Genomic DNA, 12,675 nt, shown 5'->3' with positions numbered 1-12,675 from the left:
GGTCTCAACTGTCGGTTGCGTCCCGGAGTGTCGAGCGGAGCACCTTCCCGGTCAGGGTCCGGGGCAGCGCGTCGTGGAAGGACCACGTCTTCGGCCGCTTCGGCGGGGCCAGGTGCTCGCGTGCGTACGACGCCAGGTCGGCCTCGGTGGCGGACCCGACGACCGCGGCGCAGACCCGCTGCCCCCACTCCGGGTCGGGCACGCCGTACACGGCGACGTCGTCGACGCCGGGGCACTCGCCGAGCACCTGCTCGACCTCGGTGGGGTAGACGTTGACGCCGCCGCTGATCACGAGGTCGACCCGGCGTCCGTCGAGGTAGACATAGCCCTCGTCGTCGATCCGCCCGAGGTCGCCGACCGAGAAGGCCGGTCCCTGCGGGGTCTCGCGCCAGGCCTCGGCGTTCTTGGCCGGGTCGCCGTAGTAGCTGAACCGGGCGAACTCCGGGACGACGCACCACAAGGTGCCGTCGGGGTCGACGGTCATCGTGCGGCCGGGACGGGCGCGACCGACCGTGCCGGGGCGCTCGAGCCACTCCTCGCTGCGGCAGGCGGTGAACTGGCCCTCGGTGGAGCCGTAGAACTCCCACGTGGAGCCGGGCGGGAACAGTCCGATCAGCCGGCGCTTGACGTCGGTGGGGCAGGGCGCGCCGGCGTGCGCGACCAGGCGGAACGAGGAGAGGTCGGGGACCCCGACCCGGTCCCAGTGGGCCAGCAACCGCTGCAGGTGGGTGGGGACGCAGAACATCGTGGTCGGTCGCTCCCGCTCGATCGCCTCGGTGACCGCCACCGGGTCGAACGGTCCGGGGATCACCACCCGGCCGCCGGCGAGCAGCGTGCCGAGGGCGAAGCGCAGGGGAGCGGAGTGGTAGAGCGGGCTCAGCACCAGGTTGACGTCGTCGGCGGTGAAGCCCCACAGGTCACGCTCCTCGGCCCACAGCGCCTCGGCGTCGGCGGGGCAGAGCAGCCCGGACCACACGCCCTTCGGAACGCCCGTGGTGCCGCTCGTGCAGTGCATCGGCCGGCCGAGCGGGAGGCCGGGTGCGGGCAGCCCGGCGCGCAGGTCGGCCAGCTGCTCCTCGTCGGTGACGACCAGCGTGGGCTCGAGGCCGGCCAGGATCCGGGCCCGCTCGGTGTCGGTGAGCCGGGGGTCGAGCGGGATGGGGAAGACCCCGGCGGTGAGCAGGCGCCACACCGCGTCGACGTACGCGTGGGAGCCGGGGACCAGGAGCGCGACGCGGTCGCCGGCGATGAGGGGACGGTTCGCCACGGGTGCCACGGGGCCACAGTAGGGTCGGCCCATGCGTGTCGGACTGACCGGGGGCATCGCCTCGGGCAAGAGCACCGTCTCCTCGATCCTGCGCGAGCTCGGCGCGGTCGTCATCGACGCCGACCAGCTCGCAAGGGAGGTCGTCGCGAAGGGCACGCCCGGCCTGGCCCGGGTGGTCGAGGAGTTCGGTTCGGACGTCCTCACCGAGGACGGGCACCTCGACAGGCCGAAGATGGGCTCGATCGTCTTCGCCGACGACGAGTCGCGCCGGCGGCTGGAGGCGATCGTCCACCCGCTCGTGTTCGAGCTCTACGCCCACCTCGAGGCCAGCGCCCCGGTCGGCGGCATCGTCGTCCACGACATCCCGCTGCTGGTGGAGTCGGGGCGCGCCGAGGAGTTCGACGCCGTGGTCGTGGTCGACGTGCCCGAGGAGGTGCAGGTCGCCCGGATGGTGCGCGACCGCGGGATGAGCGAGGAGGACGCGCGCTCGCGGATCGCGGCGCAGGCCTCCCGCGAGGACAGGGTCGCCGTCGCGACCTACGTCATCGACAACACCGGGACGCGCGAAGACCTCCGCCACCGGGTGACGGAGGTCTTCGCGGAGCTGCGGAACGCGGCGGTCTGAACCGACGAGGTCCGGTTCAGGCAGCCGAGCCGGACGCCAGGTCCGGGTCGCCGAGGCGACGCAGCTTCTGCAGCGCCTCGCGCTCGAGCTGGCGCACCCGCTCGGCGGAGATGCCGTGCTTGACGCCGATGTCGGCGAGCTTGTGCTGGCGGCCGTCGGTGAGGCCGTAGCGCGACCGGATGATGTCGGCGGCCCGCTCGTCGAGCTGGTCGACGAGGTTGTTGAGCCGGTTGCGGGCCTCGACGTCGAGGACGGTGAGGTCCGGGCCGGGCGCGGTCTCCTGCGCCATCAGGTCACCGAGCGAGGTGTCGCCGTCCTCGTCCACCGGGGTGTCGAGGCTGACGTGCTCGCGGCCCCACGACATCAGGTCGAGCACGCGGTCGACCTCGATGCCGAGCTCGGCGGCGATCTCCTCCGGCTCCGGGTCCCGGCCGAGCTGGCGCTCGAGCGTACGACGCGCGCCGCCGACCTGGTTGAGCTCCTCGACGACGTGCACGGGCAGGCGCACGACGCGGGCCTGCTGCGCGATGCCGCGGGTGATGGCCTGGCGGACCCACCACGTGGCGTAGGTGGAGAACTTGTAGCCCTTCGCGTAGTCGAACTTCTCGACCGCGCGGATCAGGCCGGTGTTGCCCTCCTGGATCAGGTCGAGCATGGGCATCTGGGCCCGGCCGTACTTGCGCGCGATCGACACGACCAGGCGCAGGTTCGCGTTGATGAACTCCGTGGTGGCCTTGCGGCCCTCCTCGGCGATCCACTCGAGCTCGGCCTGGCTGGCCTGCTTGGGGGCACCGCCCTTGCGACGACCGATGCGGCCCTCGTTCAGGAGGTGCTGGGCGTAGAGGCCTGCCTCGATGGTCTTGGCGAGCTCGACCTCGCGGGCTGCGTCCAGCAGGGGGGTGCGCGCGATCTCGTCGAGGTAGAGGCCGACGCTGTCGCGCCCCTCGATCTCCCGACCGGTGTCGCGCGTCCTGTTCGCAGTTGCCGTGGCCATTGCGTCCCTCCTTCGGCACGGATGTGGGACATCCGTACGTGTGTTCCAACACCGGGGATGGGTCCCGGATTCCCGGGTCCTCGCTGTGTCTCTATCCGCAATGACGTGCGGCAGTCCCCGTAAGTTGCCCGAAAGGAGGAATCTCAGGCAGTTCTCAACTTGCCGGGGGTCAGCTCACAGGTTCGGCGTCGGCCAGCCCGAGCCGGTCCAGGATCCACGCCAGGGTGAAGGCGCGGTCCTCCCAGGCGCGGTAGCGCCCCGAGACCCCGCCGTGGCCGGCCGCCATCTCGGTGCGCAGCAGCACGTCGGCCTGCGGGGCACGGGCCCGCAGCCGGGCGACCCACTTGGCGGGCTCGACGTAGAGCACCCGGGTGTCGTTGAGGGACGTCTCGGCGAGGATCGGCGGGTAGGGCAGGTCCGCGACGTTCTCGTACGGCGCGTAGCCGGCGATCCGCTCGTAGGCGACCGGGTCGTCGGACGGGTTGCCCCACTCGTCGTACTCCGGGACGGTCAGGGGCAGGCTGGCGTCGAGCATGGTGGTGAGGGTGTCGACGAAGGGGACGCCGGCCACGAAGCCGCCGAACGTCTCCGGTGCCTGGTTCGCGACCGCGCCGATCAGCAGGCCGCCGGCACTGGCGCCCTCGGCGACGATCCGCTCCGCGGTGGTCCAGCCGCTCTCGACGAGGTGGCGGGCCGCTGCGACGAAGTCGTCGAAGGTGTGTTGCTTGTGCTCGAGCTTGCCGTCGTCGTACCAGCGGCGGCCCATCTCGCCGCCACCGCGGACGTGGGCGATCGCGAAGGCCGCGCCCCGGTCGAGCAGGGAGAGCCGGGCGACCGAGAAGTAGGGGTCCATCGACGCCTCGTAGGCGCCGTAGCCGTAGAGGTGGACCGGGACCGGGTCGGTGCCGGACGGGCCGCGCACGCCCTTGCGGACGACCAGGGAGATCGGCACCTCGACGCCGCCGGTCGACGTCGCCCAGAGCCGGTGCTCCTCGTAGTCGTCGGGGTCGTAGCCGCCGAGGACGGGCGCCTGCTTGCGCAGCACCAGCTCGCCGGTGCGCAGGTCGTGGTCGTAGACCGCGGAGGGCCGGGCGAGGCTGCCCATGCCGACCCGGATCGTGGGCTGCTCCCACGCCGGGTTGCCGCCGGCGCCGACGCTGGCCAGCTCGCCGGGGAACTCGACGAGCCGGTCGGCCGCGATCGGCGCGGCGGGGTCGGTGGACAGCTCGAGGACACGGACCTGGCTGGCGCCGTTGCTGCGCTGCTGCACGACGAGGTGGCTGGCGAACGCGTCGACGTCCTCGAGCCGGACCGCCGGGTCGTGCGCCAGCAGCGGCTGCCACCCGGCCGGCGGCGTGGGCTCGGCGGGGGCGATGCCCAGCTCGAACTCGGGCCCGTTGGCGTTGTGCAGGACCAGGAACCGGTCCTCGCCGCCGATCACGGCGTGCTCGAGGGAGTACTCCACGCCCTCGGTGCGGGCGGCGAAGAGCACCGGCCGCGCGTCCGGGTCGTCGGCGTCGAGGACGTGGAACTCCGAGGTGGTCTTGGAGCTGGCCGCGACCACGACGTAGCGGCGGCTGCGGGTGCGGCCGACGCCGACGAAGTAGCGCCCGTCGGGCTCGTGGAAGACCAGCTCGTCCTCGGCCTGCGCGGTGCCGAGCCGGTGCCGCCAGACCTTGTCGGGACGCCAGGCGTCGTCGACGGTCGTGTAGTAGAAGTGGTCGGCCGAGCCGCCCCAGGTGACGCCGCCGAGGACGTCGGTCAGCACGTCCTCGCGCAGCTCGCGGGTGGACAGGTCGAGCACACGCACGGTGTAGCGCTCGTCGCCGACCACGTCGGTGGCGTAGGCGAGCAGCCGGTCGTCGGGGCTGACCGACGACCCACCGAGCGAGAAGAAGTCGTGGCCCTCGGCGAGCTCGTCGAGGTCGAGCAGGACCTCCTCGCCGGGCAGGGCCGGCTCGTCCGGGCGGGCGTCCGCGGCGGGCTGCGGGGGAGTCCAGTCGTCGGGGTCGGTGACGGCGACGCGGCAGGTGGCGCCGTACTGGCGGCCCTCGAAGGAGCGGCCGTAGTACCAGAACCCGCGCACCCGGGTGGGCACGGACAGGTCGGTCTCGAGGGTGCGTGACTTGATCTCGTCGAAGATCCGCCCGCGCAGCCCGGCGAGGTGGGCGGTGCGCGCCTGGGTGTACGCGTTCTCGGCCTCGAGGTGGGCGAGGACGGCCGGGTCCTCCTTCGCGCGCAGCCACTCGTACTCGTCGGTGCGGGTGTGGCCGTGGTGCGTGGTCGTGACCGGACGCTGGTCGGCGCGGGGAGGAACAGGCTGCACGTCGGACATGCGCCGAACGCTACTGCTCGTCTGGTTGGTCCGCGTCCGGCGGGCGCCACCTCGACAGCGCCGGGTCGTCGAGGGGGAAGGAGCGCACCGGGCCGGGTGGGGTGTCGGCGGTCTCGAAGCGCACCGTCACCACCCCGCGGCCCGAGCCCCACACCCAGCCGCGGCCGTGCTCGGCGTGCACCACGTCCATGCCCGGCGCCCACGTGGTGCCACGGGGGCGGGCGCCGGCCTCCTCGACCTCCTCCACCGGCGGCAGGTCCGGCTCCGCGGACTCCTCGGTGCTCGCGAAGAGGTCCTCCTGCACCCAGTCGGCGAGGCCGGAGACGCCGACGCCGAGCAGCCGGACGCCGCCGGAGGTGTCGAGGTCGGCGAGCAGGGTGCGGGCGAGCCGGGCGATGGTCGCGGCCTCCTCGGTCGGGGCGGGCAGCGTGGCCGAGCGGCTCAGGGTGGTGAAGTCGTACATCCGCACCTTGAGCGACACCGTCCGTCCCGACAGCCCGTTCTTCTTCAACCGGCGGGCGACCTCGCCGGCCTGGCGCACGACGATCGCCTCCATCTGGCGGCGGTCGGTGAGGTCGTGCTCGTAGGTGCCCTCGACGCTGACCGACTTCGCCTCCCGGTCCGGTACGACGGCGCGGTGGTCCTGCGCACGGGCCAGCTGGTAGAGGCCCTGGCCGAGCGCCCGGCCGACCTGGCGCACCAGCTCGTCCTCGCTGACCCGCTCCAGCTCGCCGACCGTGTGGATGCCCGCCCGGCGCAGCCGCTCGACGGTCGCCGGGCCGACGCCGGGGATGACGCCGACGTGCATCGGGCGCAGCAGCGCGAGCTCGGTGCCGGGCTCGACGACGACCAGGCCGTCGGGCTTGCGCAGGTCGCTGGCGATCTTGGCGAGGAACTTCGAGCTGGCGACGCCCACCGACGCGGTGAGGCCGCCGGTGACCTCGCGGACCCGGGAGCGCAGGTCCTCGGCGAACGCGGTGACCGTGGGCACCTCGAGGTCGGCGAGGCCCTCGGCCTGCTTGAGGTCGACGAAGGCCTCGTCCAGGGACAGCGGCTCGACCAGCGGCGAGGCCGAGCGCAGCAGCCCCATGACGGCGGCGCTGGTGGCGCGGTAGGCCTCGAACCGGCCGGAGAGGTAGGCCGCGTGCGGGCAGCGGGCCCGGGCCTCGCGGGTCGACATCGCCGAGCGGACCCCGAACTTCCGGGCCTCGTAGGACGCGGTCGACACGACACCGCGCCCGCCCACGCCGCCGACGACGACCGGCTTGCCCCGCAGCGAGGGCTTGTCCCGCTGCTCGACCGCCGCGAAGAACGCGTCCAGGTCGAGGTGGAGGATCGAGGCCCGGTCTCGCACGGCGTCACGATAGATGCCAGCACTCCCAGGACCGTCCCCCAGTGGTCCACAGGGGAGCCGCGGGGTGGGCTCGTGCACAGGGCCGGGCGCGCAGCGGGCCCGACGTCGGGCCCGGCGGCGAACCTGCCGTGCATGACCGCGACACCGCAGACCCCGCCCACCCCNCCCACCCCGCCCACCCCGCCGCGGGCGTCCCTGACCGCCCGCTGCCCGGAGGACCTGCTGGCGATGGCGCCGGCCGTCCTCGGGTTCTGGCCCGAGGAGTCCGTCGTGATGATGACCTTCGGCGCACCACGGCCCTTCCACGCCCGGCTCGAGCTGCCGCCCGCCGACCACGTCGACCCGTGCGTGCTGCTGGAGGTCGAGGAGCGCCTCGCCGGCACCGCGCAACTGCACGGGGCGCAGGCGGTCGTGCTGGTCTACTTCACGGCCGACACCGCCGCGGCGCAGACCGTGCACGACGCGCTCGGGCCGGCCTTCGGGAGCCGGGGGGTCGAGGTGGTCACCGCGCTGGTGGCCGACGGGTCGCACTACGCCGCAGTCGCACCGGGCGGGTGGCTCGGTCCGTGGTCGTCGTACGACGTGGAGGCGCACGCCTTCGTCGTGCAGGCGATCGTCGACGGCCGGCTGCAGCACCGCAGCCGCGACGACATGGTCGACTCCCTCGAGGCGGTGCCGGCCTGGGTCGAGCCGGTGCGCGACGCGCTGCTGGCCAGCGGCCTGCCGGACCGGGCCGGTCCGGTCGACGGGCGCACCGTGCGCCGCGAGGGGACCTGGACCGAGGCGCTCGTCCGACGGGCGGTCGCAGGCGACACCGTGCCGGGGCCCGCCGAGCTCGCCCGGCTGCTGTGGTGGCTGCAGGTGACCCGGGTCCGCGACGCGGCGTGGTCGGTGATCGACCGGGCCTCGGCGGTCCACCACGTCCGGCTCTGGACCGCCGTGCTCCGCTCCGCGCCGGAGCAGCTGGCCGCGTCTCCGGCGATCCTGCTCGGGTGGTCGGCGTGGCAGGCCGGCGACGGCGCCCAGGCCTGGGCGGCGATCGACCGGTGCCGCCGCGTCGACCCCGGCAACCGGCTCGCCGAGCTGCTCGACCGGCTGCTCGACCAGGCCGTCCCGCCCGACCTCTGGGAGGGGCACTTCGACTGGACGCTGGGCCTGCCCGTGGACACGTCGCGTGCCGACCTTGGGTGACAGGCCCTACTGTCTGGGCATGGGTGATGACGTCGCCGCACAGGAGTTCACGCCTGCCGACCGGACCCGCTACCGGGAGAAGGTCCGCCGCTGCCTCGACGTGTTCGAACGGATGCTCCGCGAGTCCGCCTTCGACGCCGACGACCCGTGGACCGGGATCGAGGTCGAGCTCAACCTCGTCGACGAGGCGGGCGACCCCGCCCTGCGCAACGACGAGGTGCTCGACGCGATCGACGACCCGGGCTTCCAGACCGAGCTCGGGCAGTTCAACATCGAGCTCAACCTGCCTCCGGGCCCGCTCGCCGACGGTGGGCTGACCGAGTGCGAGGAGCGCCTGCGCACCAGCCTCAACGCGGCCGAGGAGCGCGCCGAGGCGGTCGGTGCCCACCAGGTGATGATCGGGATCCTGCCGACGCTCGCGCCCGAGCACCTCACGGCCGAGGCGATCAGCACCAACCCGCGCTACATGCTGCTCAGCGAGCAGATCCTCGGTGCCCGCGGCGAGGACATCATGATCGACATCCACGGCGTCGAGCGCCTCCAGCGCCGGGTCGACACGATCATGCCGGAGGCCGCCTGCACCAGCACCCAGTTCCACGTCCAGGTCAGCCCGGAGCGGTTCGCGTCGTACTGGAACGCCTCGCAGGCCATCGCCGGCGTGCAGATCGCGGTCGGCGCCAACGCGCCCTACCTGCTCGGCAAGCACCTGTGGGCCGAGACCCGGATCCCGCTCTTCGAGCAGGCGACCGACACCCGTGCCGAGGAGCTCAAGGCCCAGGGGGTGCGCCCGCGGGTGTGGTTCGGCGAGCGGTGGATCACCTCGGTGTTCGACCTGTTCGAGGAGAACGTCCGCTACTTCCCGGCGCTGCTGCCCGTCATCGACGAGGAGGACCCGCTGACCGTCCTCGAGGCCGGCGGCACCCCGAACCTGTCCGAGCTGCGCCTGCACAACGGCACCATCTACCGCTGGAACCGGCCGGTCTACGACATCAGCGACGGGCTGCCGCACCTGCGCGTGGAGAACCGGATCCTCGCTGCGGGGCCGACTGTCGTGGACACCGTCGCCAACGCCGCCTTCTACTTCGGCCTGGTCCGGGCGCTCGCCGAGCAGGACCGGCCGCTGTGGTCGCAGATGTCGTTCAGCGCCGCGGAGGAGAACTTCCACACCGCCGCCGAGCACGGCATCGACGCCGAGGTCTACTGGCCCGGCGTCGGCCGGGTCCGCGCCACCGAGCTGATCCTGCGCCGGCTGCTGCCGCTGGCCCACGAGGGCCTGGCCGCGTGGGGCGTCGGTGCCGACGAGGCGCACCGCTACCTCGACCTCATCGAGCAGCGCTGCCTCAACGGCACCAACGGCGCGGCCTGGTTCGCCAGGCAGATGCAGCAGCGCCGCCACGAGGACCGCTACGACGCGCTGCGGGCCGTGCTGGGCGAGTACCGCCGGCGGATGAACGACAACCAGCCCGTCCACACCTGGTGACCGGCTGCCCGCGGGGCGTCAGCCGCCGCGGACCCGGCTCCACGACCGACCGGCGCCCGAGCGCGGGTCGTGCCACGCCCGGCGGGTGACGACCACCAGGTCCAGGCGCACCCCGAGCTCGCCGGAGGCGGCGCCGACGGCGGCCGCCCACGCCAGGTCCTCGGTGTCCGGGCCCTCGGTCATCCGGGTCAGCCACACCAGCGGCACCTGCTCACGGTCGAGGAACAGCCGCGCCATCGCCTCGACGACCTCCGTGCGCAGTGCCAGGTCGAGCCGCTCCTCGGGGGCGGCCTCGAACGAGCGCTGCTCGCCGCGCGGGATGCCGACGTGCAGCACCGGCGGGTAGCACCGGCGCCGCTCGGCCTGCGCGTGGTCGCGCACGGCTCCCCGCAGCACCCGCTGCAGCAGGGTGGGGAGCGGTTCGTGGAGCCCCGGGCCGGACGGCATGCGGCGAGCCTGCCCGATCCGGCCGAACGCCGCGGGCGTCCTCCACAGGTGGCCGGTTAGGTTGCTGCCATGACCTCGCCCCTCATCGCCGTGGACGAGCTGGCCGGCCGCCTCGAGGAGGTCACCGTCCTCGACGTGCGCTACCGGCTCGGCGGGCCGCCGGGTCCGGAGGAGTTCGCCGCGGGCCATGTGCCCGGTGCGTCGTACGTCGACCTGGGCGCCGCCCTCGCCGGGCCGCCGGGCGCCGGCGGTCGACACCCGCTGCCGGCGCCGGACGTGTTCGTCGCCGCCATGCGGGCCGCCGGGGTGTGCAACGACCGCCCGGTCGTGGTGTACGACGACTGGTCGGGCAACGCCGCGGCCCGGTGCTGGTGGCTCCTGCGCCACCACGGCCACCGCGACGTGCGGGTCCTCGACGGCGCGTGGCCGGCCTGGCGGGCGGCGGGCCTCCCGGTCGAGCAGGGTGCCCCCGCCCCGGCAGCGGAGCCCGGGGGCTTCACGGGCGAGCCGGGTGCGATGCCCGTCGTCGACGTGGCGACGGTCCGCGACGCAGGCGTGCTCGTCGACGCCCGCGCCCCGGAGCGCTACCGCGGCGAGGTCGAGCCGGTCGACCCGGTGGCCGGCCACATCCCCGGCGCGGTGAACCTGCCGAGCTCGGCCAACCTCGGCCCGGACGGTCGGTTCCGTCCGGTCGCCGAGCTGGCCGAGGCCTACGCTGCGGTCGGCGCCACCGCCGGTGCCGACGTCGCCGTCTACTGCGGATCGGGCGTGACCGCCGCGCACGACGTGCTCGCGCTCGAGGTCGCCGGCGTGGCTGCGGCGCTCTACCCGGGCAGCTGGAGCGAGTGGGTCGCCGACCCGGACCGGCCGGTCGAGACGTCCTGAACCGCCCGGGCGCACGGCGGCGCCGGCCGGTGGGCGGCTACCAGTGCACGCCCCGGAAGAGCTGGGCCAGCAGCATCTGCTCGGTCTCGCGGTGGTTCGCGGTGGGCGCCTCCTCCGCGGCCGCCGCGGCCTGGGAGGCCGGCTTGCGGCCCTTCGCCGCAGCCGAGTCCGGGAACACCTGGTAGGCGAGGTTGAGCACCCGGAAGGCGGTGCGCGGGGCGATCGTGTGCGCCAGCTCGCCCGCCGTGCCGAGGGCGGTGTTGATCTCGTGCGGCTTCTCGACCAGCGCGCGCACCACGATGTCGGCCGCCTGGGCCGGCGAGATGGTGGGGAACTTGTCGTAGATCTTCGTCGGCGCGATCATCGGCGTCCGCACCAGCGGCATGTGCACGTTCGTGAAGGTGATCCCGTGCCCGACCACCTCGGAGGACACCACGTTGCTCCACGCGTCGAGGGCGGCCTTGGAGGCGACGTAGGCGGAGAACCGCGGCGGGTTGGTCTGCACGCCGATGGAGGAGATGTTGACGATGTGGCCCGAGCGCTGCGCGTGCAGCTGCGGCATCAGGCCCATCACCAGCCGGATCGCGCCGAAGTAGTTGAGCTGCATGGTGCGCTCGAAGTCGTGGAAGCGGTCCTGCGAGAGCTTCAGCGACCGTCGGATGGAGCGGCCGGCGTTGTTGATGACGTAGTCGACGCTCGGCAGGTCCGCCACCAGCTGCTCGCACAGCCGGTCGATCGCCTCGAGGTCGGACAGGTCGCAGGGGAAGACGTGGGCCTGGCCGCCGCGGGCCTCGATGACGGCCCTGGTCTCCTCGAGCTTCTCCTTGCCTCGGGCGACGAGCACCGGGATGCCCCCGGCCTGGGCGACCTTGAGTGCGACCACCTTGCCGATGCCCGACGACGCGCCGGTGATCACGACGGTCTTGCCCTTGAGGGCCGCCCGCGCCTTGGGGTCGCGCCCGACGCTGTCGTCGAGGTGCTCCTCCCAGTAGCTCCACAGGGTGCGCACGTAGGTCTCCAGCGGGGGCACCGAGATGCCGGAGCCCGCCAGCGCCTTCTCGGTGGTGCGGGACTCGAAGACCGGCGCGAAGGAGGAGTGCGCGAGCGCCTCGGCCGGCATCCCGAGGCGGCCCAGGGTCTGGTCGAGCAGCAGCTGCGCGGGCGCGGAGCGGACGACCGAGGTGAGCACGTTGAGCGGGCGCAGCGGCCGGGGGAGCAGCGACACCGGGCGCGAGGTGACCTTGCGATCGACCGGCGTGGCGAACCGGGGTGCCCCGGCGGCCGCGCAGAACGCGTTGAGCATCTCCACGACCGGCTGCGGCTCCGGGTTGACCAGGTGGAAGGCCTCGCCGTCGCGGTCGGGCAGGTGGGCGAGGTGGTCCATCGCCTTGGCGACGTAGTCGACGGGCACCATGTTGGTGTCGCCGAGGTCGACGCCGACCAGCGGCAGCCACGACGGCAGGTGGTCGCGCAGGCGCTTGATCAGCGGGAAGAGGTAGTAGGGCCCGTCGACCTTGTCCATCGCGCCGGTCTCGGAGTGGCCGACCACGATCGCCGGGCGGTAGACCCGCCACGGCACGGTGGCCTCGTCGCGGACGATCTTCTCCGACTCGTACTTCGTGCGGTGGTACGGCGAGGGGAGCGGCTGGCCCTCCTCGAACATCGACTCGTCGAACCGCCCGTGGTAGTCGCCGGCCGCGGCGACCGACGACACCTGGTGGAAGCAGCCCGCGCGCAGCGAGTCGGCCAGCGCGAGCGCGTGCCGGGTGCCGTCGATGTTCATCGCGTCGTTCGTGGCGTCGTCCGCCGTGATGTCGTAGATCGCGGCGAGGTGGAAGAAGTGGTCGATGGTGCCGGCGTGCTCGGCCACCCACGCCGGGTCGACGCCGAGGCCCGGCTGGCTGAGGTCGCCGACCACGGGGCGTACCCGGTCGGACCTCCACTGCCGGGCGAGGGCCTCGAGCCGCCCGAGCGACGACTCACGGCACAGCACGTGGATCGGACCCTCGCGGTTCTCGACGAGCTCGGTGATGAGGAAGCGCCCGATGAAGCCTGTGGCGCCGGTCACGAAGTAGGCCATGCGCGCACGCTACGCGC

General features: G+C 73.5%; 10 protein-coding genes. 4 read left to right on the top strand and 6 right to left on the bottom strand.

Annotated elements, in window-relative coordinates:
* Positions 1-4: 4 nt before the first annotated feature.
* Positions 5-1,276 carry a class I adenylate-forming enzyme family protein gene (locus NOCJ54_RS0103320; protein ID WP_036516637.1) on the bottom strand — a complete coding sequence of 424 codons (1,272 nt, stop codon included), beginning with the start codon at positions 1,274-1,276 and terminating at the stop codon, positions 5-7.
* 22 nt (positions 1,277-1,298) lie between these two features.
* Between NOCJ54_RS0103320 and coaE the strand changes: the two genes are divergently transcribed.
* A complete protein-coding gene (gene coaE / locus NOCJ54_RS0103315; RefSeq protein WP_028654340.1) occupies positions 1,299-1,892 on the top strand; it encodes a dephospho-CoA kinase in 594 nt (197 codons plus the stop codon).
* Positions 1,893-1,908: 16 nt separating this feature from the next.
* On the opposite strand, the gene NOCJ54_RS0103310 is transcribed toward coaE, so the two are convergent.
* The 3 genes from NOCJ54_RS0103310 to NOCJ54_RS0103300 form a co-directional block, all read right to left on the bottom strand.
* Positions 1,909-2,886, bottom strand: a complete 978-nt coding sequence (locus NOCJ54_RS0103310; protein WP_028654339.1) for a sigma-70 family RNA polymerase sigma factor — start codon at positions 2,884-2,886, stop codon at positions 1,909-1,911.
* Positions 2,887-3,055: 169 nt separating this feature from the next.
* Positions 3,056-5,221, bottom strand: a complete 2,166-nt coding sequence (locus tag NOCJ54_RS0103305; RefSeq protein ID WP_028654338.1) for a S9 family peptidase — start codon at positions 5,219-5,221, stop codon at positions 3,056-3,058.
* Positions 5,222-5,231: 10 nt separating this feature from the next.
* On the bottom strand, positions 5,232-6,575 hold the full coding sequence (locus tag NOCJ54_RS0103300; protein ID WP_028654337.1) for a DNA polymerase IV: 1,344 nt from the start codon (positions 6,573-6,575) through the stop codon (positions 5,232-5,234).
* Positions 6,576-6,707: 132 nt separating this feature from the next.
* Between NOCJ54_RS0103300 and NOCJ54_RS0103295 the strand changes: the two genes are divergently transcribed.
* Both NOCJ54_RS0103295 and NOCJ54_RS0103290 read left to right on the top strand, forming a co-directional pair.
* Positions 6,708-7,766 (top strand): DUF4192 domain-containing protein, encoded by a 1,059-nt coding sequence (locus NOCJ54_RS0103295; RefSeq protein ID WP_028654336.1) that lies wholly within the window; start codon positions 6,708-6,710, stop codon positions 7,764-7,766.
* 19 nt (positions 7,767-7,785) lie between these two features.
* Positions 7,786-9,246 (top strand): glutamate--cysteine ligase, encoded by a 1,461-nt coding sequence (locus NOCJ54_RS0103290; RefSeq protein ID WP_028654335.1) that lies wholly within the window; start codon positions 7,786-7,788, stop codon positions 9,244-9,246.
* Between the two features lie 18 nt (positions 9,247-9,264).
* Here NOCJ54_RS0103290 and NOCJ54_RS0103285 read toward each other — a convergent pair whose 3' ends face one another.
* A complete protein-coding gene (locus tag NOCJ54_RS0103285; RefSeq protein WP_036516636.1) occupies positions 9,265-9,693 on the bottom strand; it encodes a hypothetical protein in 429 nt (142 codons plus the stop codon).
* Between the two features lie 69 nt (positions 9,694-9,762).
* On the opposite strand from NOCJ54_RS0103285, the gene NOCJ54_RS0103280 reads away from it, so the two are divergent.
* Complete coding sequence (locus tag NOCJ54_RS0103280; RefSeq protein WP_028654333.1) at positions 9,763-10,578, top strand: sulfurtransferase; 816 nt, start codon at positions 9,763-9,765, stop codon at positions 10,576-10,578.
* 37 nt (positions 10,579-10,615) lie between these two features.
* Here the strand turns inward: NOCJ54_RS0103280 and NOCJ54_RS0103275 are convergent, their stop codons facing one another.
* Positions 10,616-12,658: an SDR family oxidoreductase gene (locus NOCJ54_RS0103275; protein ID WP_028654332.1), complete on the bottom strand. Its 2,043-nt coding sequence runs from the start codon at positions 12,656-12,658 to the stop codon at positions 10,616-10,618.
* Positions 12,659-12,675: the final 17 nt, after the last annotated feature.

The sequence above is a fragment of the Nocardioides sp. J54 genome (assembly GCF_000519005.1).
Lineage (GTDB): Bacteria > Actinomycetota > Actinomycetes > Propionibacteriales > Nocardioidaceae > Nocardioides.
The sequence above is the reverse complement of the archived record's forward strand: the minus strand, read 5'-3'. Positions and strand labels throughout refer to the sequence as shown.